Annotated in this window: 22 protein-coding genes; 15 read left to right on the plus strand and 7 right to left on the minus strand. The window is 38.0% G+C overall.

Features of this window, described 5'->3' with window-relative positions:
* Positions 1-39: 39 nt before the first annotated feature.
* The 5 genes from BI291_RS13545 to BI291_RS13565 are packed head-to-tail and all read right to left on the minus strand — an operon-like array spanning position 40 to position 7,909.
* Positions 40-1,395 (minus strand): DUF3526 domain-containing protein, encoded by a 1,356-nt coding sequence (locus BI291_RS13545; protein ID WP_074499306.1) that lies wholly within the window; start codon positions 1,393-1,395, stop codon positions 40-42.
* Positions 1,382-2,818 (minus strand): DUF3526 domain-containing protein, encoded by a 1,437-nt coding sequence (locus BI291_RS13550; protein ID WP_074499307.1) that lies wholly within the window; start codon positions 2,816-2,818, stop codon positions 1,382-1,384. Before BI291_RS13550 ends, BI291_RS13545 begins: the two co-directional genes overlap by 14 nt.
* A gap of 11 nt (positions 2,819-2,829) precedes the next feature.
* Complete coding sequence (locus tag BI291_RS13555; protein ID WP_074499308.1) at positions 2,830-3,564, minus strand: ABC transporter ATP-binding protein; 735 nt, start codon at positions 3,562-3,564, stop codon at positions 2,830-2,832.
* A 15-nt stretch (positions 3,565-3,579) separates the two neighbouring features.
* Complete coding sequence (locus tag BI291_RS13560) at positions 3,580-5,631, minus strand: TonB-dependent siderophore receptor (protein WP_074499309.1); 2,052 nt, start codon at positions 5,629-5,631, stop codon at positions 3,580-3,582.
* A 16-nt stretch (positions 5,632-5,647) separates the two neighbouring features.
* A complete protein-coding gene (locus tag BI291_RS13565) occupies positions 5,648-7,909 on the minus strand; it encodes a TonB-dependent siderophore receptor (protein WP_074499310.1) in 2,262 nt (753 codons plus the stop codon).
* A gap of 282 nt (positions 7,910-8,191) precedes the next feature.
* Here BI291_RS13565 and BI291_RS13570 point away from each other — a divergent pair, with 282 nt between their 5' ends.
* A complete protein-coding gene (locus tag BI291_RS13570; RefSeq protein WP_074499311.1) occupies positions 8,192-9,382 on the plus strand; it encodes a DUF418 domain-containing protein in 1,191 nt (396 codons plus the stop codon).
* 50 nt (positions 9,383-9,432) lie between these two features.
* Here BI291_RS13570 and BI291_RS13575 read toward each other — a convergent pair whose 3' ends face one another.
* Positions 9,433-10,020 carry a nucleoside triphosphate pyrophosphatase gene (locus BI291_RS13575; RefSeq protein ID WP_074499312.1) on the minus strand — a complete coding sequence of 196 codons (588 nt, stop codon included), beginning with the start codon at positions 10,018-10,020 and terminating at the stop codon, positions 9,433-9,435.
* A 118-nt stretch (positions 10,021-10,138) separates the two neighbouring features.
* Between BI291_RS13575 and yceD the strand changes: the two genes are divergently transcribed.
* The 14 genes from yceD to BI291_RS13645 all read left to right on the plus strand — a co-directional run bounded on the left by yceD (position 10,139) and on the right by BI291_RS13645 (position 22,655).
* Positions 10,139-10,651, plus strand: a complete 513-nt coding sequence (gene yceD / locus BI291_RS13580; RefSeq protein ID WP_074499313.1) for a 23S rRNA accumulation protein YceD — start codon at positions 10,139-10,141, stop codon at positions 10,649-10,651.
* Between the two features lie 24 nt (positions 10,652-10,675).
* A complete protein-coding gene (rpmF, locus tag BI291_RS13585; protein WP_074499314.1) occupies positions 10,676-10,846 on the plus strand; it encodes a 50S ribosomal protein L32 in 171 nt (56 codons plus the stop codon).
* Between the two features lie 11 nt (positions 10,847-10,857).
* Complete coding sequence (plsX, locus tag BI291_RS13590) at positions 10,858-11,892, plus strand: phosphate acyltransferase PlsX (RefSeq protein WP_139302622.1); 1,035 nt, start codon at positions 10,858-10,860, stop codon at positions 11,890-11,892.
* Positions 11,893-11,947: 55 nt separating this feature from the next.
* Positions 11,948-12,883: an ACP S-malonyltransferase gene (fabD, locus tag BI291_RS13595; RefSeq protein WP_074499315.1), complete on the plus strand. Its 936-nt coding sequence runs from the start codon at positions 11,948-11,950 to the stop codon at positions 12,881-12,883.
* An 8-nt stretch (positions 12,884-12,891) separates the two neighbouring features.
* Positions 12,892-13,626, plus strand: coding sequence for a 3-oxoacyl-ACP reductase FabG (gene fabG, locus BI291_RS13600; protein ID WP_074499316.1), 735 nt, complete (start codon positions 12,892-12,894; stop codon positions 13,624-13,626).
* Between the two features lie 169 nt (positions 13,627-13,795).
* Positions 13,796-14,029: an acyl carrier protein gene (acpP, locus tag BI291_RS13605; RefSeq protein WP_074499317.1), complete on the plus strand. Its 234-nt coding sequence runs from the start codon at positions 13,796-13,798 to the stop codon at positions 14,027-14,029.
* A gap of 120 nt (positions 14,030-14,149) precedes the next feature.
* Positions 14,150-15,385 carry a beta-ketoacyl-ACP synthase II gene (gene fabF / locus BI291_RS13610; protein ID WP_074499318.1) on the plus strand — a complete coding sequence of 412 codons (1,236 nt, stop codon included), beginning with the start codon at positions 14,150-14,152 and terminating at the stop codon, positions 15,383-15,385.
* A gap of 75 nt (positions 15,386-15,460) precedes the next feature.
* A complete protein-coding gene (pabC, locus tag BI291_RS13615) occupies positions 15,461-16,261 on the plus strand; it encodes an aminodeoxychorismate lyase (protein WP_074499319.1) in 801 nt (266 codons plus the stop codon).
* Positions 16,262-16,296: 35 nt separating this feature from the next.
* Positions 16,297-17,286: an endolytic transglycosylase MltG gene (gene mltG, locus BI291_RS13620; protein ID WP_217693835.1), complete on the plus strand. Its 990-nt coding sequence runs from the start codon at positions 16,297-16,299 to the stop codon at positions 17,284-17,286.
* Between the two features lie 374 nt (positions 17,287-17,660).
* The gene (locus BI291_RS13625) at positions 17,661-19,607 is read left to right on the plus strand and encodes a M60 family metallopeptidase (RefSeq protein WP_074499320.1); all 1,947 of its coding nucleotides are present in this window, start codon (positions 17,661-17,663) and stop codon (positions 19,605-19,607) included.
* Between the two features lie 198 nt (positions 19,608-19,805).
* The gene (tmk, locus tag BI291_RS13630; RefSeq protein WP_074499321.1) at positions 19,806-20,447 is read left to right on the plus strand and encodes a dTMP kinase; all 642 of its coding nucleotides are present in this window, start codon (positions 19,806-19,808) and stop codon (positions 20,445-20,447) included.
* Between the two features lie 153 nt (positions 20,448-20,600).
* Positions 20,601-21,563: a DNA polymerase III subunit gene (locus BI291_RS13635; RefSeq protein WP_074499322.1), complete on the plus strand. Its 963-nt coding sequence runs from the start codon at positions 20,601-20,603 to the stop codon at positions 21,561-21,563.
* Complete coding sequence (locus BI291_RS13640; RefSeq protein ID WP_074499323.1) at positions 21,544-21,870, plus strand: PilZ domain-containing protein; 327 nt, start codon at positions 21,544-21,546, stop codon at positions 21,868-21,870. Before BI291_RS13635 ends, BI291_RS13640 begins: the two co-directional genes overlap by 20 nt.
* Before the next feature lie 17 nt (positions 21,871-21,887).
* Positions 21,888-22,655, plus strand: coding sequence for a TatD family hydrolase (locus BI291_RS13645; RefSeq protein WP_074499324.1), 768 nt, complete (start codon positions 21,888-21,890; stop codon positions 22,653-22,655).
* Between the two features lie 498 nt (positions 22,656-23,153).
* On the opposite strand, the gene BI291_RS13650 is transcribed toward BI291_RS13645, so the two are convergent.
* Positions 23,154-24,017 (minus strand): LytTR family DNA-binding domain-containing protein, encoded by an 864-nt coding sequence (locus BI291_RS13650; RefSeq protein WP_254849584.1) that lies wholly within the window; start codon positions 24,015-24,017, stop codon positions 23,154-23,156.
* Positions 24,018-24,058: the final 41 nt, after the last annotated feature.

Raw genomic sequence — 24,058 nt, forward strand, 5'->3', positions numbered from 1 at the left:
ATGTTAACATTTAGCCCCTTTATTAATGAATTTTCAGGATTAATATTCAGGTAATTTTTTACGCCGCCAATCAAAGAATATTAACAGCACTAAAATGAGTACGACGAGTTTGAGTAAACCTGACCAGTTCACGCTCTGTATTTGCTGGCTATTAAAACGAGGAAACTGGGGTAAGCTGTGCTGATTAATTTTATTTTCAGTATATAAATGCTGATATAAATACTCACGAATTTCCTGATGATAGTTATCAATACTTTTAAGGTAGTGTAAGTAACTTTCACCGTCGCTTCCAGCAAGGTGATTGACATTCAATTGTAATTGTAGACTAGGCGTCAACCAACTTAAGGCCTTTAAAGTCTCGAATCTACTTTCTGATTGTTGCAAATATTGCTGCCATTGATGATTTACTTGCACATCACTAAGGTGTTGTTGTGCGTAATACCATGGCCAAGAACCACTTGCATCAGGAAGTTCAAAGTTCTGGTATTGTGGGTACAGTTTAATAAATTGTTGAAATGCTTGTTGTGGCGGAGCATCCCAGCCATTATTCATTATCATTCGCTGTTCTAGTGTTGCCGCAAGTGCAGGGTGGTCTTGATACTGATGATTTAAATACAATTGTATACTTGCTGGCAGTAATATGGTTATCGCTAACCAAATAGCGACAAATGAGAAGGTATTAAATACGGAGTTTTTCCCCAAACATATGATCAGGGCAACCACTAAACTCCAAAAACAAAGATACAAGGCTAGCGCGCAAATTAACCACCAGAAAATTTCACTGATATTAAGGTTTAACCAAATCACGGCTAATACGAGTAAGCTATAACTGAGCCCTAATACCAACAAACCGCAAAGTATTAATCGCCGCCAGATTAATCCTGTACCTGCTTGAACTAAGGAATTAAGTATTCGCCACCGGTTTGCTTGTCGTTCATCACTTAATGTTGTTACCGCTAACGCTCCCAGTAATAAAGGCATTAAATATATGAACACAAAACCTAAATCTAAACGACCCGCTTTTTGTTGGTTTGGGTTTAACATTTCTTGCGTATAAATCTGTCCTTGTAATGCTAACGCTCTTACCGGCATATCAGCATAGGCGGTTTGACTTTGGCCTATAAATAAAGCTGACCAAGGTGATAACTGCCACTGTGTTGCTCCAAATAAGTAATAACCTAAATGACCGGCAGTTGGGGGCGACGTTTGTTTTTGATATTGCGTCAGTGTTTGTTCAAATTTTGCATGGCTTTGGGCCTGCGCTTGTTTTTGCTGTTGTAATGCATTATCACCGAATTTAATCGCGAATAACGCACATGTGATCACTAACAAAAGTGTCATTCTTGTGACAACGCTAGATAATAAGAGTTTAATTTCAAATTTAAGCCAATGCATAAATCCTCCTACGTAAGATTTTGCTAAATAACAAACCACCAATGAGAAAAAAGCATATTAATGGCATAAACCAAACTTGCTTAAATGGTGCTAATGAGAAAGAGAGTGACGGTACTTGATATTCAAAGCGTTCAAAGTCTTGCCAGTGAGTTGAATCAGCTTTTGATGAACTATCATGTTCACGTTCGATATGTTCAGCATGTATTTTATTGAGTTTTGAAATTCTAGCAAAGCGATGTGCTTCTGTTTGCTGTTCAAAGTCATAAAAGTGCCATACATCAGTAGCAGATAGTGCCATTGATATATCACGTACTAATAAATAAGGATTGATCCAATACCAGTTAGCGAGCATCGATTGTTGCTTACGTAATTGTTCAACTTGCTGCTGATACAATCGCGTATAAATTTCAGAACTAATACGTTCGCCTTCTTGAATAACCAGTGCTCTATAATTAACGGGCAATTCTTCTATATGGTTTACACCATATTGTGCTAATACTTTTGTTTTGAAATCGTTAAAGTGTGGATCGTCTGGATTATGGCTATCACCTACTTGGTTTATGGCTTGTTTAATTTGTTGGTTAAACGCATTACGGTTAAGTTGAGGGTAGCTTTCACCTGCAATATCCGCTAATAATCGCGGGCTTATAATGGTTAATAAAAACCAAATGGCGATCAAAATATTAAGTGCTTGTGAGGAGTACTTTACCACACTAGAAATGACTAAAATTAGCCCTATCCAAAAACCACAATACGCCAGATATAGCACGAACAATGTTAAAATACGCAATAATGTATCGACATTAAAGCCAAGACCACTAAACGTAATCAAACCAAATGTACAGATAAAAATGGGAAAGATAAATAAAATAGATACAACAAAGTAAGCTAATCCTTTACCAATGAGTAAGCGTGTCAGAGGTATATTCATCGATAGAAGCGGACGTAATGTGCCAGTTTCTCGTTCAGTCACCATGCTGTTATAGGCAAGTGCTATCAGCAATAAGGGCCAACATAATAATAAAATATTAGCGACAGACAACTCTGAGAACCTTAATAGCACATCACTGTCTTGAATATTGGCAAAATTAGCACTGTTTTGTTTATGGGCTTCTATGTATATGGCATTACCAACAAAATGGTTAACGCCATTATCAAAAAAGCTTAATGAACTTGGTGGTCGGAAGGTAAAATGTCCAAAATGAGCAACGCGGTGTGGGTGACGTTCAGGTTGCTGTTGCCATTGCTGTTCAACGATGGTTTGAGCACTTTGTTGTTGATTTAGCGTATGTTTAAATTGTCCCCAGGCGGTTAGTAAGGCAATTAATAATAAAATTTGCATCGTGATAAACAATAAAATCAGCAGATCACTACGACGTTTTTGTTGCCACTCATGGATAAAAATAGCGCGAATTTGTTTCATCGTTTCACCTGCTATGCACTTAAATTAATGGGTTGAGGATAAATGGCTTGTTGGTAGCGTTGATGAAGCGGGACGCTAGCAAGATCTTTTTGACTAAACTGCTCTATGACTTCTCCTTCCTTTAGGATGGCAAACTTATCTCCTAATGTAGTGCTACACTCAAGATCATGAGTAACCATTAATACTGCAGCACCTTGTTGTGCAAGATTATCTATTATATGAATAAACTCTTGTGTAGCACTTGGATCAAGCCCAGAGGTTGGTTCGTCTAACAGTAATAGCTTTGCTTGGCGTAAAATAGCAAATGCGATACCGACTTTTTGTCGCATACCTTTTGAATAATCTTTTAGCGGCTTATGCCACATATTTTTAGCAAGGCCTGTTTGTGTTAATGCTTGCTCAAATTGCTCGTAGGCGGGTTTAATGCCACCTAAATTCGCTAAATATGCTAGATTCTCCATGGCATTAAACTGCGGATATAAATTTACTTGTTCTGGGATATACGCAATTTTATCTCTCGCTGTAGCAAGTGAATGTTTTTGATTTACATCCACAAGTTGTTCATCAATATAGATGTGTCCGCTGTCTGCTTTTAAAAAACCAAGTAACAGGTTGAGTGTTGTACTTTTACCGGCACCATTACTACCAAGTAGGCAATATATTTCACCTGGTTCAATGTTTAATGAAAGTTGTTGCAAAGCATAATTGTCATTAAATGCTTTCGTTAATTCTTCGATGCGTAACATAGGGTTATCCTTGAATTAAAATGTTTGACTAAAGCTAATGTTAACGGTGGGATCTCGATGACGTTGTGTCACTTGTAATTGTTGTAGGGCATCGTGACGAGAGGGGTGATATAATTTTCGTTGCCATTTCGTTTCGTCATCACCTATATTGCTGATATCAACTCGTATTTTTAAGTCGTTAAAGACTATCCCTTCAACATATACATGCCATCGCCCGTATGTGTGAAAATGGCTATATTCATTCACATAAAATTCTTTACGACGTTGGTAGTCTTGATAGCTGATCCCCCAAAAAATATGGTGTTGATTTATGTCTTGTCTAAAATCTACCGTAATGTCAGGGGTGGTTAATTCTGTTAACTGGCGGTTACGGTTAGTCACGGGATCAATAAAGGTTGAGTCAATAAAATTTGCTTGAAATGCTATTTGTGCTCCTTTGACCCATTGATGTAGCGGTAAATTTAAAGAGGATGTGATACCTTTAACTTCTGCTTTACCTGCATTGCCAAGTGCGTAGTCCCCTGAAGGTAAAATTATGTGCTCTAATACATGTTGTCGCCATTCATAATACAGTGCTATTGAGAATGCGCCTTTTTCAGCAAATCGTTGATCGAAAGCTAGAGTGGCTTTTGTTTTTGTTTCTGGGCGTAGGCGGGGATTACCTGAAATTTCACGATCGTTAACTAAATCAGCACTGGCAGCAAAATCACTAAAATCAAGTTGACCTACTGAACGACGCAGACTAATTCGATATTGGCGATTTTTATCGCTGTTATAAGCGAGCGCAAGTGAGGGTTTGAAAAAAAATAATGATTGTTCATCGCTATTATCGCCAGTCACGTTAAGTTGAGAGTATTCTGCAGCAATACCGGTATCTAATACTAATTTTTGCCATTGCCAGTTAAGGTTAGCAAAGGCTTCACCTCGTATTTCTTTAGCCTGTGAATAACGTTTATTCGTTAACTGCGGCGTTAATAAATCTTGTCGTTCAAGTGCCAACCAACTTTCTAAATTACTGAAGGCGACTTCTAGCCCATATTCCTGCTGTTTTAGCATGCCTTGTTCTCCACCCGTTCTACTAAATACATTACGTAAAACATGTTCAGATTTATGTTCATCAAATCGTAAACGGGTGGCGTTTTTAATATCTTCATTAGGTGGCTTGTCGAATGAAAATGAATTAACAAACCAATTCTGCACGTTGTTAATGTTTAAAATTCGCCACTGCCAGTGTGGGGCAAGGACTTTTTGCCATTCTAGACCTAATTCGCCCGTATAAAATTGGCTATCACGATCATTTTGATATCGATTAATGATTTGATTTTGTTGCGGCTGTGTATAGCTTAAACGCTCGTTATCGGTAACAAACTGGCTCCAACCAACTCTCGCGTTGATACTAAAGGTATGTTGATTGAATTGTTTTTTGCTATCTCCTGAAATAAAAATATCGTTTAGCGTACTGGGCCGGGTTTCCTGCTGATAGCTGAGCAGCTCCATTGTGGGACCATAAGTTGAAATGTTAGCATCTCTAGGTGATTTTTGACTGATGGCATTAAACTTAAACGCGCTGTCCCATCCCTTTATGTGGTTAGATAAAACCCATTCAGTACTTGGTGAAAGCTCACCGTTACCTGTTTTTTCAAAGGCAAGTTTCCAATGCTTAGCTGCGCCTTGCTTCAATTTTACTACATTGGCAACAACGGCTTGACCTGCGGCGTCTGAGGAACCAGATGCACCGCGTAAAATTTCTATGTACGCGACTTGTGCAGCGGAAATACGTGAAAGAGTTTCGTTTATTCCACCTGATTTAGTGGTTGGGCGTCGACCATCAATCAATACATTACCAGCACCTGTAGCAAAGCCTCGTATATCATCGTCGGTTTCAATTAACGTAAAACCTGGTAATTGATTCACCATATCTAATGCTGTTAAAGGCGAATACTGATCAAAAAACGTCGTTGAATAAACTTCGTCTTTATGCTCAGCAGCTTTTACATTAAACGGTATGTTAGTAGCACATATAACAGATAAACTTAGCCAAAATAATGCATGATTGACGTTAAACATAATTATTCCTTTGCTTTTAGAATTGGTAATCAAACATCACACGTACATTACGTGGTGCACCGATTAATAATTCATTTGCATAAATAAAGCCTGGACTGTCTTGATGTAAATAAAACACATCAGACCAAGGTGCATATGCTTTATCAAAAAGGTTGTCTATGCGAGCCGTAACTCGATAGTTGTCGCCTTTATAAGAAGCAAAAATATTGGTCAAGGTATAGGCTTTTAAGGTAACGGTATTAGGATTGTCGCCATAACGGTCATCAACAAAATGTATTGATGCCCCAACTTCTATTGGTAAGTTGGCGATGTTATCGTAACTAGAATAAATATTAGCCGTTAGCTCAGGTACATTAGGCGGGGTGTTCCCTGCAAATAATTCAACATTTGCAGAACGTTCAAAGGTAGCCTCTGTATAGGCGGCATTCGCGCCAAGTCGCCAATTGTCACTTAATAGTAATGAGGTTGATGCTTCGATACCTTTTGAACTTCGACCACCAACATTGGTAACACTATCAAGAGCAAATCGTTCAAAAATATCATCACGTTCAATGTTAAAATAAGCAAGAGTAGTTTCTGCTTTACCTTGCATCCAACTGGCTTTTAGACCAACTTCAAATTGAGTTGCGTCTGTTAAGTCAAAGTTTTGATTGTTATTAACTAAAAAAATATTTGAATTGATAGGATCTTTAGCATTGCTATATTGGCCATATAGTACGGTATCATCAGTGAGTTTATAAACACTGCCAATACGCCAACTTATCCAGTTATAATCTCGTTTAAAGCCACTGTTTTCATTTTCACCTTCAGCATTAAAGTTTTCTCTTGTCAGTTTTAATGTTTCATAGCGAGCGCCTGTAACAAGGCTTAATTTATCGGTAAGTTGTAATGCATTACCAAAGAAAAATGCACGCGTTGTCATATCTGTTGGGCTGACACCTCGTAACTCTCGCTGACCATAAACGCCAGGTTGTGGGCTATATGGATCAAGGGCATCTGCGGGCGTTTGTTCAACTTGTCTACGAAAACCACGAGATCTAACAAAGTCTAATGATGTGGTTTCAAAGCCAGTCACCAGGCGACTTTCTATCTCGCCAAACGTCGAATTTACATTTAAGGTAATACGGTTACCTAAAACGTCTTGCTCATGATCTAATATAAAGTAACCATAATAGCGTTGTAGCTCCCCGTAATTGTTACAAGTACCGGCTACTTCAGTACAATAAACATAACCTTCTGCATTTTGCCATGCGCGCGAAGCATCAAATTTAAACAGGGTATATTGTAATCGCATATCTTCATGTATGTGATAGTCGGCATCTAGCCTTAGGAACAATTGATCTGATTTTGCGTATGCGTCTGCAACATTATAATTGTTGTATCGCATAGCACCATCAAGTACTTCACCACGTCCTGTTTCAATAATGCCCAACGGATCTTTAGCATCATTTGCTGGTATTAAAGGCGTTCCGTAATAACTACCTACATCATCCTCTAAATAATCGGCACTAAATTTCAAGGAAAGTTTGTCACTTGCTTGCCATAAAAGGCTGGTGGTGAAATTATTTGATTCTGAATTGGTGTTATCAACGTAACCGTCACTGGCATATCGGCTTACATCAAAGGTGTACCATAGGTTTTCATCTAATTCACCTTGATTACCTAAACCTAAATGATATGAATTATGGCTGCCATACCCGAGTTGTAAGTTTGTGCCATTGTTCATGCCAGCGTATGCTGTTTTAGTTATTGCATTTACCGTTCCTGCTACAGAACCGATACCATTTAACACGGATGCTGGGCCACGCAGTATTTCTACACGTTCAAGGTTAAAAGTATTTTGTGGCCGCATCACCATTGTGCTTGGTCCAATCCATAATCCATCACGCAATACGGTAATTTGTCCTCGACTAAAGCCTCGCATTGAAAATGTTGATGGTGAAGTAGGGTGCTCACCGGTTACAACACCTGGTAGATTTGCTAATGAATCAGATAACTTTGTATAACCTCGCGCACGCATTAGCTCGGCATCAACAATTTCAATTGTTGCAGGTGTTTCCATTGCATTTAAGCCTAGTCCGCTTGCTGTGCTTGATTCATTATTTAGGCCAAGGGTGCCAACGGGGCTACCCATGACCACTAATCGTTCGATTTGTTGTTCTTCAATGTCTTCGTTTTTAGCGGTCGTATCTGATACTTGCGCCTGAGTAACAAAAGCTATTGATAGTGCTGTACTTAATGCAGTAAAGCGTGACACATAGCGGTTGATACTATGCATAAAAATACTCCTAGTAGTATAAGTTAGTTCTTTGTTAATAAAGCTTAAAGGCTATATTGAGTTGTTTTTTGTTCAGTTAGCCGACAAACAGCACACAAAATGTAAATGCACTTGAGAAACCAGCTAAACAATAAAATGATGTGTAATAAATTGATCTCGTTATTAATCTTTTAATTCTATTTAAAGTTATGTTATAACATAACCAATATTGGTTGCAAGATATCAATAAACTATTAACAGGGCAATAACAAAGCGACAGGCTTGTAAGAGGAATTAACCAGAATGCTGTTAACTGCTAAAGATAGAGTTCACTCGACTAAACAGCGTATTGGTGCGCTAGATACCATGCGCGGCTTTGCATTATGTGGAATTATTTTTGCTAATTTGGTCAGCTTTACTGGTTTTTATTCACTTAACTTCAATGAAATTCAAGCATTACCATGGTGGGATCGCGGGGTTTTGTTTGTTATTGATTTTTTAATTGAAGGTAAATTTTATAGTGTTTTTGCCACATTACTTGGTGCTGGTTTTGCTCTTCAATACGCTAAATTGAAACGACAAAATAAAAATTTTACCGCCTTTTGGTTAAAACGAATGTTGGTTTTATTTGTCATGGGCAAAAGCCATATGTATTTAATATGGCATGGTGATATTTTAACCCTATATAGTTTATTAGGTGTTTGTTTGTTGTATTTTAAGGATATCGACGATACGCGTTTATGCCGCTGGATTATTGTATTGTTGTGTGCACCACTTTTGATGCATCTATTATTATCGTTAACTTCACAATTAAATGGTTGGAATGCATTAACAGAAACTGTTTATAATTTGAGAAAAAGCTTAGGTTATCAAGAAGTCAGTTTGTTATCTTTACGCACTGCTCAAGAAGCGAAGGATGTTTTTTGGGGCAATATCTTTAGTGCCATTCCACGTCCTATGGCATATTTAAAAACGGGCCGGCCGTTTCAGGTGTTAGGGCAATTTTTACTTGGCGTATATTTAGCTCGCTTATATTTACGTGGACAAGTTCATGTGCCATCGAAGGATAACATTATAAAGTTATTTGTTGTTGGAGCAGGGTTTAGTTTTATTTATGCTTATATTAAAGCAATAACGGGCAGCCCATTTTCTACGGATTTGCTCGGTTTATTTCAAGGCTTAGTTTATCAGGTGGGTTGTATAATGATGGCGCTTGCTTATATGGCATTGCTTTATCGTTTATCGCATAACGGTGAGAACTTTTCAGGCTTATCGCAGCTTGGCCGTATGGCACTAACCATGTATTTGATGCAAACCACAGTTTGTGTTTTCTTATTTTATGGTTATGGTTTTGCGTGGATGGGGAAAGTGCCTTTTTATTCTATTATTGTTTTTGGCACTTGCATCATATCAATACAACTTCTGTTTGCTCGCTTTTGGTTAAAGAAGTATCAACTTGGTCCATTAGAGTATGTTTGGCGACGATTCACTTAGGGGGTTACGTCGCCACCATTGTGCTATAACATTAACAATATCACACGATATTAAATTGCTTGTAGTACATGAAAGCCATGTTTTTCAAATAAATGTATGAGTTTTATTAACGGTAACCCGACTAAACTGTTTGGATCATCTCCCACTAACTTTTCAAATAAACAAATACCTAATCCTTCGCTTTTAAAACTTCCAGCACAATTAAGTGGCATCTCTGCATCAACGTAGCGCTCCACATCTGCTTTATTTAATGTTTTAAAGTAAACGTGGAAAGGTTCAACCACAGCATGGATCTGCCCACTATCGCTATCAAGTACACATAAGCCCGTATAGAATGTTACACGCTTACCGCTAAAGCTCATTAATTGTTTAATAGCATTTTCTTTGGTGTGCGGTTTACCTAGTATCTTTTCATTACAAAGAGCAACTTGATCAGAGCCAATGATCAGCGCATTATCGTGTAGCTTGGCTACTGCTTGTGCTTTTTCAATGGCGAGTCGCTCCACTAACTGAATAGCCGACTCATCAGGAAGGGCGGTTTCGTCGATATTAGGCTTATCACAAATGAATTCTATCTTTAGTTTATTAAGAATTTCTTTACGAAAGGGGGATGTTGACCCTAACACTATTTTTTTCATTGATATGACTCAAAATTTAATCGGTTTCTGCTAATATAAGGGCAATAAAGAATTTTTAAATCAAATTCGCTAATTTTCTTTTGACACACGGCTTGAACGGCTATATCATGCGCGCCTTATGCAGAATCTGAAACTTCCGATCACGATAGATCCCTATAAAAGCGCACAACGTCGGTTAGTGTGTGAAGGCTTTTTTGAGTCGTCGGAAATGAATAGATTGTTGGCTGCGTGCGAAAGCTGTAGTGAACAAATACATGTTAATGTTGCATTCGGAGTGGATGAACTGGGTTTGATAACTATATCAGGCAAAGGGTCGGTTCCTGCTACGTTAACATGTCAGCGGTGTACTGAGTCTTTAGAGTCAACATTATTAATTGACTTTGTTTTCAGTCCGGTGAAAAATCAGGAAGCTGCTGACGAATTGCCGTCATATTATGACGCAATAGAATTAGATGAAAATGGTGAAGTGAACCTGCGTGAGTTAGTTGAAGACGAGTTAATCCTTGCGATTCCACTAATTCCTAGGCATGATCAACAAGATTGTCAGTCTCCGGCTGATAGTGTTTGGGGAAAGTTGCCTGAAGAGCAAGAGAAGCCGAACCCATTTGACGTGTTAAAAAAACTTAAATAATTAATTGATTTTAGGAGTTAGGCAATGGCAGTTCAAAAGAGCAAGAAGTCTCGTTCAAGACGTGGCATGCGCCGTTCACATGACGCATTAACAGCTGAAAACTTATCAGTAGATCCAGTATCAGGTGAAACACACCGTCGTCATCACGTTACCGCTGATGGCTTTTATAAAGGTGTTAAAGTAGTCGCTAAATAGCGGATACTACATTGAGCGATTTAACCATCGCCATCGATGTTATGGGGGGCGATCAAGGCCCCCTTGTAACATTGCCAGCCGCAATGCTTGCCATAGAAAAATCTGCTGATCTTAAGTTGATTTTATGTGGTGACAACACACTTATTTCAAATTTTCTTCAACAGCATCAGCTAGAAGACCATCCTCGATTATCCATTAAACACACAACTGATGTGGTGACAATGGACGAAAAACCAAGTTCAGCATTACGAACCAAAAAAGATTCATCAATGCGTAAAGCGATTGATTTTGTGCATTCAGGTCAAGCTCATGCTTGTGTTAGTGCAGGCAATACAGGTGCATTGTTTTCAATAGCACATTTTGTGTTAAAAACACTACCTACTGTTGAGCGACCAGCACTTATTTCAGCGTTACCTACACACCACGATGATAAACATGTTTTTATGCTTGATCTTGGTGCTAATGTTTTTTGTGATTCATCGGTTTTATACCAGTTTGGCGTTATGGGCACGGTAATGGCAGAGCAAGTTGAAGCGATTAATAAGCCAAGGGTTGCTTTATTAAACATGGGCGTTGAAGAAATTAAAGGTAGCGATCATATTAAAATGGCCGCAACCTTATTAAGTGAGAACCCTGATATTAACTATGTAGGCTTTATTGAAGGCAATGATATTTTTAATAACAAAGCTGATGTTATCGTTTGTGATGGTTTTGTTGGAAATGTGGCCCTAAAAACGTGTGAAGGCGTTGCTCGTTTGGTGTATCAAAAACTAAAAAGTGTGTTATCGCAACATATTTTTGCCCGATTACTCGGTCGATTTTTCGCTCCAACCTTAAAAAAAATCTTTAAAGCCCTGAACCCCGACCAGTATAACGGCGCAAGTTTGATAGGATTGCGCGGCATTGTGATTAAAAGTCATGGCAATGCTGGTGTAACTGCGTTTACCAATGCAATTTTTGAAGCAATGAAAGAAGTTGAACGTCAAGTTCCTGAAAAAATAACGAAAAAACTTGAACATGGTATAACGAATACCCATTTATCATAAACAGATTACAGATTAATTGGTTGGAATAGCCAGTTAAAAGTCAATAGGTAACTCTATGCAACAAAATTTAGCGTTTATTTTCCCCGGACAAGGCTCACAAGCTGTAGGTATGTTAAAAGACTTTACTGATAATGAGATTGTTCAGCAGACCTTTAACGAAGCCTCTGAGGCATTAGACTATAATGTTTGGCAACTTGTTAATGAAGGTCCAGCAGAGAAGTTAAATCAAACTAACCATACACAGCCCGCTTTACTTACTGCAAGTGTTGCCCTTTGGCGTTTATGGCAAAGTCAATCTAACATTAAACCCGCTGTTCTCGCAGGGCATAGTTTAGGTGAATACTCTGCCTTAGTCTGTGCTGGTGTCCTTTCTTTATCAGATGCCGTTAAATTGGTAGAAAAACGTGGTGAATTTATGCAAGCTTCTGTCCCAGAGGGAATTGGAGCAATGTATGCAATTATCGGTTTAGCTGACGATAAAGTGATTGAAGCCTGTGCTCAGGCGGCAGACGGACAGGTAGTGTCTGCAGTTAACTTTAATTCACCAGGACAAGTGGTCATTGCCGGTCATAAAGAGGCGGTTGAACGTGCAGGTATACTTTGTAAAGAGGCAGGTGCAAAGCGTGCCTTGCCATTACCAGTTAGCGTGCCTTCGCATTGCGCCTTAATGAAAGACGCGGCTGAGCAACTTGCTGAACAATTTAAACAAGTCACGTTTAATACCCCTGACATATCAGTCATTAATAATGTAGACGTGACTGTTGAATCAGATGTAGAAGCCATTAAAATGGCGTTAATTAAACAACTATATAGCCCTGTGCGCTGGACTGAAACCGTAGAAAAATTAGCCCAAGATGGTGTAGATACTGCGTTAGAAATAGGGCCAGGTAAAGTTTTACAAGGGTTAGTAAAAAGGATCAATAAATCAGTTTCTTGTACTTCAATGAATGACAATGCGTCATTGGAACAAGCAAATAACTTATTACAATAGGAACATATATGTTTTCGTTAGAAGGTCAAGTTGCATTAGTGACAGGCGCTAGTCGTGGTATTGGTAAAGCTATTGCAGAACAACTTAAAGCATTAGGCGCAACCGTAGTAGGTACTGCAACGTCTGAACATGGTGCTGAAAAAATCAGCGAATATTTAGGTGCCGGTCAAGGTTTAGTCTTAAATGTTACTGATGATGAATCAATTAGCTCAATGTTTGAAACGATTAAACAAGAGTTTGGCGTTATTGATATTTTAGTGAATAATGCAGGTATTACGCGTGATAACTTATTTATGCGTATGAAAGACGATGAGTGGAATGATATCATCGATACGAACTTATCATCGGTATTTAAAATTAGTAAAGCCGTTATGCGCCCTATGATGAAGAAGCGCTTTGGTCGGATCATAAACATTGGCTCTGTTGTTGGAACAATGGGTAATGCAGGTCAAGTGAATTACGCCACGGCGAAAGCTGGTTTAATAGGTTTTACGAAATCGTTAGCAAGAGAAGTTGCATCACGCGGTATCACGGTTAATACTGTCTCTCCAGGATTTATCGATACCGACATGACACAAACGCTAACAGACGAACAAAAAGAAGGTATTTTTTCACAGGTACCTGCAAACCGTTTAGGTAAGCCAGAAGAAATAGCTAAATCTGTTGCATTTTTAGCCTCTGATGCTGCAGGATACATAACAGGTGAAACATTACATGTTAATGGCGGCATGTACATGGTTTAAACAATGTTTATTTAACATATTGATAATATTTAATAAATAAGCATAATAGCATAACTGTCAACAGGTTAGACCAGCAATAAAAGCAAAACGATAAGCTTGCAAGCTAGCCTGTAGGCGAATACACTACACGCAATTTTGAAAAATTGTATTTTCTACTAAAGGAAAAAAAATGAGTACTATCGAAGAACGCGTAAAAAAAATTACTATTGAGCAATTAGGTGTTAGCGAAGACGAAGTAAAAGTTGAAGCTTCTTTCGTAGACGACTTAGGTGCTGATTCATTAGATACAGTAGAATTAGTAATGGCGTTAGAAGAAGAGTTTGATACTGAGATCCCAGACGAAGAAGCAGAGAAAATTACTACTGTTCAAGCTGCGATCGATTACATCACTTCGAACCAGTAATATGTAAAGTATTCAGGCGGTAATTTTACCGCCTGAATTTTGTTTCATACGCCCCGCTGACGTATTCAAAAAAACAGCTCACCATTCAACGATTCAATTCTATCGGAGGCAACTCTTCCCATGCGTCGTGTTGTAGTAACCGGTTTTGGTATGCTTTCCCCACTTGGCAATGATGCTCAAACTACTTGGCAGCAATTACTTGCGGGTAAAAGTGGCATAGATACCATCGAACATTTTGATACTAGCAGCTTTCCCACTAAATTTGCCGGATTAGTGAAGGGCTTTAATGCTGAAGATTATGGTATTACGAAAAAAGATAGCCGCAAAATGGACATATTCATTCAATATGGTCTTGCAGCTGGTATCCAAGCCATGGATCACTCAGGGTTAACCGTGACAGAACAAAACGCTCACCGCATCGGTGTGGCTGTTGGTTCTGGTATTGGTGGTTTAAGCCTTATCGAAGAAAACCATAGCAAGTATTTACAAGGTGGTGTAAGAAAGCTTTCACCGTTTTTCTGTCCTTCTACTATTTTAAACATGGCAGCAGGCAATTTATCTATTCGTTTAGGCTTGAAAGGGCCAAACATATCTATTGTTACCGCCTGTACTTCTGGTGTTCATAATATTGGCCATGCCGTGCGTATGATCGCTCATGGTGATGCTGATGCTATGATTGCCGGTGGCGCTGAAAAAGCATCAACAGAGCTTGGCATTGGTGGATTTTGTTCCGCTAGGGCTTTATCAACCCGTAATGATGATCCGCAAAGTGCCAGTAGACCTTGGGATAAAGACCGCGACGGTTTTGTGTTAAGTGATGGTGCAGGTATGGTTGTTGTTGAAGAATACGAACATGCCAAAGCGCGTGGCGCAACAATTTATGCTGAAGTGGTTGGTTTTGGTATGAGTGGAGATGCCTATCATATGACATCGCCACCTGCTGATGGCGCTGGGGCTGCATTAGCAATGTCTAATGCATTACGTGATGCAGGAATTTCGCCTGAACAAATTGGTTATATTAATGCGCATGGTACTTCTACACCAGCTGGCGATATCGCTGAAACGAATGCAGTAAAAACCATTTTTGGTGAATTTGCGTATCAAACGATGGTCGGCTCTACTAAGTCAATGACAGGTCATTTACTCGGCGCTGCTGGTGCTGTTGAGACTATTTTTACTGCGCAATCTTTGTTTGAACAAAAAGTAGCACCGACGATTAATCTTGAGAACCCTGATGAAGGCTGTGATCTTGATTACATACAAGATACTGCACGTGACGTTTCGCTAGAGTATGCATTATGTAATTCGTTTGGTTTTGGTGGTACAAATGGTTCTTTAGTGTTAAAAAGAATCTAGAAAATTTCTTGAAACTCAATGAATAAGCCTGAATACTATCTATTCGGGCTTTTTTATATCTGATCATAAAATTTCATGTTGTATTGTTCACTTAATGGTATTAATACTGAAGATATTCCTATCAAAGATCGAGGTTTAGCGTACGGTGATGGGGTTTTTACTACGGCAAAAATTGTTGATGGTACAATCTTATTATTGGCTGAACACATTGAACGTTTAAAAGAAAGTTGTACTCGCATTGCGTTATCGAATATTGACTGGCAAGGATTAAAAGCTGAAATTGTAAAACAATCGGCAGCTTTCCCTTTAGCAGTATTAAAAATTATGATCACTGCTGGCATTGGCGGTAGGGGGTATTCACGAGTTGGCGTATCAAAGCCCAACGTGATTGTTATGGTGCACGAATTCCCGAAGCATTATATCGACTGGCAACAGACAGGCGTTAGCATTGGTATTGCTGAAACTCAATTAGGTATAAACCCTCAGTTAGCAGGTGTTAAACATTTAAATCGTTTAGAACAAGTGCTGATCAGAAAAGAGCTTGATGAAAGCAACTGGCAAGATTTAATTGTCACTGATGTGCAAAGTCACATTGTAGAAACAAGCTGTGCTAACGTGTTTTGGATTAAAAATAATGCTGTTTTTACACCTGAACTTGATAGCTCAGGCGTCGCAGGTTTACTAAGAAATAAGGCGATAAAGCAATATTCCAAAATGAACCTTGTTAAAGCAACTATTGATGCTCTGATAGATGTTGATGCGATGGTTATTTGTAATAGTGTGATGGGTTATGTACCCGTAGCAAACTTTAATGGGCGAACATTATCTCTGTCAGCAGCTTCTCGTTTTATTGGAAAATTAACATGCAATTCATAAAACATTTTATTGAGAAAAAATTTAATTATGCACTAATGTTGCTGAGCATTGTTTGTGTGATTAGCGTAAGTTGTATACTTGGAATAACACAGTACAAAATGGAGCGTGTGAATCCGCTTGAACAAAACACAATGGTAGAGATAGAGCGGGGAATGAGTTTTAATCGTTTTGCTTATCAATTATCAACGTTAGGAATCGTTAAACAACCATTTTGGTTAAAGGTTTACGGTAAACTTAATCCTTCATTTACGCAGATAAAAGCAGGAAATTATTTAATACGTAATGATCAGCGCGTGAAAGATATTTTATTGATGGTCAGCCAAGGGCAAGAACATCAATTTAGTATCACATTTGTTGAAGGCTCTACGCTAACTCAATGGCTAGCACAAATCGTTAAACATCCTAATATTACAAAAACGCTTAATTACAAAGATAACACGTCACTTTATCAACAAGTGGCTTCTGCATTAACACTTGAAACAGCACACCCTGAAGGACTCTTTTTTCCTGAAACTTATGCATTTACGCATAAAACAAAAGACACAGATTTATTAAAGCGTGCGTATCAACAAATGCAAATTCATTTGAATAACGCATGGCAAAAAAGGCAAGGGAACCTTCCATATGCTGACCCTTATGAAGCGTTAATTATGGCTTCAATTATTGAAAAAGAAAGTGGTCAACATTCAGAACATCAAGTCATTTCTTCTGTATTTGTAAATCGATTACAAAAAAACATGCGCTTACAAACCGATCCTACTGTGATTTATGGGATAGGGAGTAACTATAAAGGTAATATCACACGAAAGCATCTAAGAGAAAAAACAAGATATAACACTTATAGAATCAATGGCTTACCTCCTACGCCTATTGCAATGCCAGGAAAGTCAGCAATCATTGCTTCAATGCAACCCGCACAGACTGATTACTATTATTTTGTTAGTGATGGTAATGGAAAGCATATCTTTTCAACGAATTTGAAAGATCACAATCGTGCAGTCGCTAAATATCAATTAGGGCAATAACTTACTTTTTAATTTTGTAATCCAGCCGATCAATAGCGACATGCTTAATGTGCTTTCATTAGCGTTAAACTATCAGTAATGCCTTTCAATTTTACAAGTATTTAAAAGGCGAACTTTATCATAGTGCGCATTGATAATATTAAGTATTATTAGCAGTAGAAGTTGCCACTAGATATTTTGTTTTTCTCATATCTCACGTTTCTTTTTATCTTACATTAATGGCATAAACTGCTATTAAAAAGTTCATTTTCTTTAGTTTGTTGATTGCCTACTGAAGGTTTCTTATTCTTTCAGTTGTTGATCTTTATCTTTCCTTTTGTTACAAAGTGCAAATCGTCTCGCAATTAATACGCATTTTTGAAAGGGAATAAAAGATGAAAATAACAAAAAATAAGATAAGCTTAGCTTTAATGATGTGCACAAGCGTTGTAGGTGGGGTTTTAATTGGTTGTGGTAGTGGGGGAAGCTCTGAATCAAAACAAGAAACAATTACTGAAGATGTAGTTGAAGTGCCAGACAACACAGAGGAGCCTGAACAATCAACATTGTCATTTGAAAAGCAATTTATTGTAACAGCAGCTGATCCTAACCTCTGTATCGATACTACGGCTGACAATAAAGTTGCCTTGACAGATTGTCAAAACACTAAGCCTAGCCAGTTATGGCGTTATGATTTAGCAGATAAATTACTGGTTAATGAATCAACAGATAAATGTGTAACAAGCGCTGATAGCCTTCTGGTACTTAATACGTGTCAAGGTTCAGCAAACCAACAATGGGTATTTGAGGATAATATTTTCTCACAAGATGGGCATTCCTTTGATGTGAATATGAGTGAGTTAAGCCTTATTGTTTATGCAACTCATGGTGGTATTAATCAGCAATGGTTCGTACCTTCTGTGGCCGCTGAATCAATTGATGAGAATTATGTAAGCAGCTTTCCTATTTCACGCGCTAATAAAAGTGCCTACACCATGGAACAAACCATGGATATCATCAATAGAAGAACCCCAATCGACGAACCATTACCTTTTCCGCGAGATGTGAGTGAATTTCCAGGTGATGTTTCAGCTGATAAACCGCGTATTACGAAGCAAGTCACTTTTAATCGATATTTTTATGAAGATACCACGTCTGATACATTGGATAGACAGCACTGGATAAATACTGGCACCTACGCTGTTGCAGGTGAAATTATTGAAATTGACGTAACAGCTGAAGAAAATATTGATGAGTTATATGCCATTATCAATGTGCATACCGATGCATTAGGGTTAAATTCAGCAAATGTGGTAGCCGATAATAGCGTCAAACGTTTTCCTAGCGTGTCTACAAAAATTAGATTACACAACGGCAAGAATCAACTACGAAGCCAGTATGGTGGCCAAGTTGTGATCGCATCGAATAAGTCAGATGATAGTGATGTGACGATAAATGTGTCTAATGTTATTGAAACTACCTATTTCAAACTTGGTCGAGATAATTATAGTGACTGGTTAGCAATCCGCGATAAAAGTGCCCCTTGGGGCGTACTAGAAGGCGAGCATGCGGTACTTGATTTATCTAAAGCTGAATTGCAAAAAGTTGATGACCCAGAAAAGTTATTAAAAACCTTCGATCAAACTGTAACCCTTGTACGCGATCTCGCTGGCTTTGAAGATGATGCTACGGGCGTACATAAAATGCCTACCTTAAAAGAACGTTTTGTTTCTGATGTTCAAATCACCGCAGGTTTTGCCCATGCAGGTTTTCCCATTATGGCTAGCCCAGGCTGGAATTTATATTCACTAGATACCGCACAAAATAATGGTTGGGGTAACTGGCATGAAACTGGTCATAACTACCAGCAGTTCTGTTTATGGAGCAGCGCGTTTGGCACAGAATCAACCGTGAATTTATTTTCACTTTACGCACAAGAAAACGTCAATCAACCTTCTAGAATTCAAATAGAAAATAGATATACCAATGCGATTAATAAATTAAATGATAACTTTTCTTTTACAAACGATGCAGATGTCTGGGATAAATTAGTCTTTTTAATGCAAATTAAACATGCTCTACCTGATATCGGTTGGGATATGTTTAGACAATTAAATAGACGTTTTAGAGAGATGGATACTACGCAGCAAGCATCAGTATGCCAAAGTGATGAAGCTAGTTTTAGCATGACGTTTGAATTGCTTAGCGATATTACTGGCTATGACTTAACAACTCATTTTAAAACCTGGGGAGTTAATGTATCCGAAGCAAGTTATCAAAAAGTAGCGGATAAAAATTTACCTCAACCACCAGTAAATATTTCAGGTGTGAATCCACAGTAAATTCAGTGATGATAGAATGAAGAACAAGGCACAACTTATGTTGTGCCTTTTTTTGACCTTTAATTAATCGAATATTGATATTAAGGAAAGAAGATATTGCAAAGAAACTGCAAGGATTAAAAAGCATTAGCTGAATATTTTTCTTGATACGTATATCATGTAATCATCATTAAAATGAATTCATTATTAAGAGTAAAGATGCAAAAAGGGTTAATGGTTGTATGCGATGGCAGTAATGGGGCAGGTAAAACAACGGTTATCGAAAAGTTAAAAGCGCATGTTATTCATCAAGGCTTAGAGGTTGTTTTAACAAGAGAACCAGGTGGTACACCGATAAGCGAAAAAATTAGAGAAATAATACTCGATAAGAATAACGCAGAAATGTTTGATATTACCGAACTGTTATTATTTGCAGCATCTAGAGCACAACACGTCAATGAAAAGATTCTTCCGGCAGTAGAACGCGGTGCCGTGGTTATTTGCGATCGGTTCGATGCCGCGACCTTTAGTTTTCAACACTATGCGAGAGGTATTGATTTAACCTTGATAAAAACCATTAATGACATTGCAAAAAATGGCTTCCAGCCTGATATGAATATTATTTTAGATCTTGATCCCGTTATTGGTTTATCGCGCGTATATGGCCGCGGTGATAAATTAGATAGGATGGAAGATGAAAAATTAGATTTCTTGATCAAAGCACGAGAAGGTTACCTTGCGCAGGCACGAGAGAATCCAGATACTTTTACCGTCATTGATGCTGCTAATACTAAACAACAGGTTGCTGACGATGCTATTCGCTGTTTAAATTCATTGCTTGTTGCTCGTGGTATTATTTAACGTTTTAGCTATGTTTTACTAAAATAACTAATGGTAAGATCAAGGTGTTAAATTCAAGCATATTCGATAGTGTAATTATCAAGTGTTTGTGCTGTTATTCGTTTTTTGCAATTCACAAGCAGAAGTTTCTCCAGCTTATCACAGGTTAATGTAATGACTACATCTTGGTTATCGTCACATAAGCAACTGCTTTTACAGCAGATAAAACAGCAAACATTACCGCATGCTTTAATGGTTACAGGCGTTGCAGGTTCAGGAAAACTTGAATTAGTGAATTGGTTAGCACAAGCACTATTGTGCCAAGTTTCATTCGTAGATGAGACAAACGGCATTGTGCCTTGTCTACAATGTAAAGGTTGTCATTTAGTCAAACAAGCGTCTCACCCTGACTTATTCCATGTTGAGTTAACCGGCAATAATGTTGGAGTTGATCAGGTAAGAGCATTAGGCCGATTTCTTGAAAAAACCGCGCAGTTTGGCCAACACCAAGTGGCAATTGTGCATCAAGCAGATAAACTTACGGAATCGGCTGGTAACGCGTTACTTAAAACACTGGAAGAGCCAACCAAAAATAGCTTTATTGTCTTGATTGCAAATGATGAACAACGTTTATTACCGACGTTAATTAGTCGATGCCGTGTCGTTGCTATTCGACCGCCTATCGGTGAGGGTTTATTACAGGAATTAGGCGGCCAAAGTGATGACCCATTTGTAAATTTGTCACATTTACCTGAAATTACTGATCCAAAAATAATGGCACAGTTTCATCAAACACGTGAAAAGTTTCATTATTTTATCACGACAACTCATGGTCGAATGGCATTGCTTGAACTTTTAAAATCTAATGATAATAGTGCTCGTTGGCTAGAAAAAATAATAACTGATTTAGTACGAGGGCAATCACAATGGTTGCATGTTGAACCAACAAACGTATCATTTACTAATGACCTAACAAAGCAGCAGTTTTGGCAAATATATAATATCATCAAACAATTTAATCAAAAAAGTGCAAAATTAAGCCAGTTTAATCGTGAATTTGGTTTAGAAAAACTACTGGTCGATATACAAATGATTTTGCAAAACAAGGAGAACGAATATGGAACCGCTCTATCTTGAGTTTGTAAGTGAAAGAGATTTATATCAATCTTATATGCCGTTTGTAAAAAAAGGCGGATTATTTGTGAGAACTACAGAAACGTTTGAGCTTGATACAGATATAGAATTACAGGTACTTTTGCCTGATTCATTAGAGCCTTCAACTATTGTCGGTAAAGTGTGTTGGATAACACCCGTAGGTGCACAAAATGGCACGCCGGCAGGTATTGGGATCAGCTTTATTGAAGATCCTGAAAGTACTCGAAGCCAAATAGAAAAATCGATAGGACGCTTGCTGAGTTCATCTGATCCTACACTTACCATGTAAATATTAAGGAATATTCGTTGTATATTGATTCTCACTGTCACTTAGATCGACTTGATTTATCAGAGTTTGATAATAATTTAGATAATGTTGTAGCAGCAGCAACTTCTGCTGGTGTGAGCCACTTATTGTGTGTTTGTGTGACGCTAAAAGACTTCCCCGCAATGGCTGAGAAAACTGCGCATTTTGATAATGTATTATTATCTTGCGGTGCACACCCTTTAAACCAAGAAGATGCCATAAATGAAAACAACCTTGCCCAGTTAGCGACGCATCCCCGTGTTATTGCTATAGGTGAAACAGGGTTAGATTATCATTACGCACCTGAAACTAAAGACCTACAATTAGATTCGTTTCGTAAACATGTTCGTGTTGCTAGAGCATGTGATAAACCGCTTATTATTCATACTCGTGATGCTCAACAAGATACATTAACAATTCTACGTGATGAAAAAGCAAGTGATGTTGGTGGTATTTTACATTGCTTTACTGAAACTTGGGACATGGCTGAGCAAGCGATTGAATTAGGTTTTTATATTTCATTTTCAGGTATCGTGACGTTTAAAAACGCCAGTGCTTTAAGGGAAGTGGCTAAATTAGTGCCAGATGATCGTTTTTTAATTGAAACAGACTCTCCTTATTTGGCGCCGGTTCCTCATAGAGGGAAGCAGAATCAACCCGCTTATGTCGTGGAAGTAGCTAAACACTTAGCGAGTATTCGTGGCCAATCTGTGGAAGATATTGCAAGGCTATCATCTGAAAATTACCGTCGGTTATTTAAACTTTAATTGATTTATTAGCCCCAAAAAATAGCCCGAAACGAGGAGTTTCGGGCTCAGGGGATGGCTCAAAATAAGAAATGAGCCGTGCGCTAATTAACAAGTTCTATCGCAAATCAATGAATAGGTAAGCGAGCATCATTGTTTAATATTTGAACTGTTAAAAGTAATTGTAGTGCATAAAAGTTGAATTGCTAGATAATTTTTTATTTATTTGTAGTTCCTTGATAATAAAAGATAATTATTCATATAGATGTATGGTAAATAAAAGTTATCCTAAGGTTATGAACGACATTGCCACACCTTATGCACAGAGTTATTAAGGGGGTTCAAAACACTAGACGTGGGTATCAGCCCTATCAGACACGATGTTAACTATTTCGGGTTTGCTTTGTGCTTTGTTTATGCCTACTTAGTACTTGTATGAAAGCGTTAAGATATTTTAGGGATAGAACGATAATGTTTGAAGCTGTGAATACTCATTTAGCTGACTCTTTTACTGCTTGGTTAGCTTAACATTAACTTTAATCCGTCTTTGTAGCGCCTAGATAAATTTAACCTTTTGCCTGATTGCATTTTTACTTCGCTATCGCCACTACTCAGCGGAGTAATTGATTCGATTGCATCTAACCTTACCGCATGAGAACGGTGAATTCGGCAAAACCCTTTGTTTTCCAATTTTGCTATTAATGCCGTTAAGGTCGAACGAATAGGGTACACACGCTCATCAATATGTAAATTTACATAATTTCCGGAGGCTTCCATCCACTCTACATGTTCAATTTTTATAATAAACTCTTTGCCAAGTTTCTTGATTAGCAACCGATCAATATTTGGGGTTCGTTGTTGGTTATCAATTTGTGGCTCTCCTTCCTGAATAGGGTTTGCTTCACCCTGTAATCTACTGAGTATAAAGCGGTAAGCGTGAATAAAGATCACAAAAAACACAAAAGACCAGGTATCTTTTCTCAGCTCATAGAGCATTTCGAAACTGATATTACCAAAATCATAGTGACGAGAATTTAATGCGTAGATAAATTTTCGCATAAGTACCATCAATAAGACATGACAGAATGAAAAGACAATTGCAGCGCTAAAATAGATAGCGAATGTACGCTTAATTTGTTGCCCGTTAAGAGGGACTCTATTGATTAAAGTGATGATTAATGGAAACAATAGAAGTGAGCTTAAAGCGCTAGTATATTCCCATGTAAAAGGCTCCCATAAACTAAAAGGTAAAGTGCCTCCGGTACGCTTGGCTTCCATCAGTACAGATGTTGCTAGTACTGTGGCATTAATGAAAAAATAACAAAATAAAAACAGCATTTCATAGCGCATTTTATTCCGCTGGTAATGCATTAATGTATCCACAACGATTTTTACCTCTTTTGTAATTAACCTTATCCCTAAAC

The organism is Thalassotalea sp. PP2-459 (assembly GCF_001913705.1).
In the GTDB taxonomy this organism is placed as follows: Bacteria; Pseudomonadota; Gammaproteobacteria; order Enterobacterales; family Alteromonadaceae; genus Thalassotalea_C; species Thalassotalea_C hakodatensis.

Excerpts from the sequence above, each read along its gene's own strand:
- BI291_RS13545 (WP_074499306.1), bottom strand. The coding sequence starts at position 1,395 with ATGCATTGGCTTAAATTTGAAATTAAACTCTTATTATCTAGCGTTGTC.
- BI291_RS13550 (WP_074499307.1), bottom strand. The coding sequence starts at position 2,818 with ATGAAACAAATTCGCGCTATTTTTATCCATGAGTGGCAACAAAAACGT.
- BI291_RS13555 (WP_074499308.1), bottom strand. The coding sequence starts at position 3,564 with ATGTTACGCATCGAAGAATTAACGAAAGCATTTAATGACAATTATGCT.
- BI291_RS13560 (WP_074499309.1), bottom strand. The coding sequence starts at position 5,631 with ATGTTTAACGTCAATCATGCATTATTTTGGCTAAGTTTATCTGTTATA.
- BI291_RS13565 (WP_074499310.1), bottom strand. The coding sequence starts at position 7,909 with ATGCATAGTATCAACCGCTATGTGTCACGCTTTACTGCATTAAGTACA.
- BI291_RS13570 (WP_074499311.1), top strand. The coding sequence starts at position 8,192 with ATGCTGTTAACTGCTAAAGATAGAGTTCACTCGACTAAACAGCGTATT.
- BI291_RS13575 (WP_074499312.1), bottom strand. The coding sequence starts at position 10,020 with ATGAAAAAAATAGTGTTAGGGTCAACATCCCCCTTTCGTAAAGAAATT.
- yceD (WP_074499313.1), top strand. The coding sequence starts at position 10,139 with ATGCAGAATCTGAAACTTCCGATCACGATAGATCCCTATAAAAGCGCA.
- rpmF (WP_074499314.1), top strand. The coding sequence starts at position 10,676 with ATGGCAGTTCAAAAGAGCAAGAAGTCTCGTTCAAGACGTGGCATGCGC.
- fabD (WP_074499315.1), top strand. The coding sequence starts at position 11,948 with ATGCAACAAAATTTAGCGTTTATTTTCCCCGGACAAGGCTCACAAGCT.
- fabG (WP_074499316.1), top strand. The coding sequence starts at position 12,892 with ATGTTTTCGTTAGAAGGTCAAGTTGCATTAGTGACAGGCGCTAGTCGT.
- acpP (WP_074499317.1), top strand. The coding sequence starts at position 13,796 with ATGAGTACTATCGAAGAACGCGTAAAAAAAATTACTATTGAGCAATTA.
- fabF (WP_074499318.1), top strand. The coding sequence starts at position 14,150 with ATGCGTCGTGTTGTAGTAACCGGTTTTGGTATGCTTTCCCCACTTGGC.
- pabC (WP_074499319.1), top strand. The coding sequence starts at position 15,461 with ATGTTGTATTGTTCACTTAATGGTATTAATACTGAAGATATTCCTATC.
- mltG (WP_217693835.1), top strand. The coding sequence starts at position 16,297 with ATGTTGCTGAGCATTGTTTGTGTGATTAGCGTAAGTTGTATACTTGGA.
- BI291_RS13625 (WP_074499320.1), top strand. The coding sequence starts at position 17,661 with ATGAAAATAACAAAAAATAAGATAAGCTTAGCTTTAATGATGTGCACA.
- tmk (WP_074499321.1), top strand. The coding sequence starts at position 19,806 with ATGCAAAAAGGGTTAATGGTTGTATGCGATGGCAGTAATGGGGCAGGT.
- BI291_RS13635 (WP_074499322.1), top strand. The coding sequence starts at position 20,601 with ATGACTACATCTTGGTTATCGTCACATAAGCAACTGCTTTTACAGCAG.
- BI291_RS13640 (WP_074499323.1), top strand. The coding sequence starts at position 21,544 with ATGGAACCGCTCTATCTTGAGTTTGTAAGTGAAAGAGATTTATATCAA.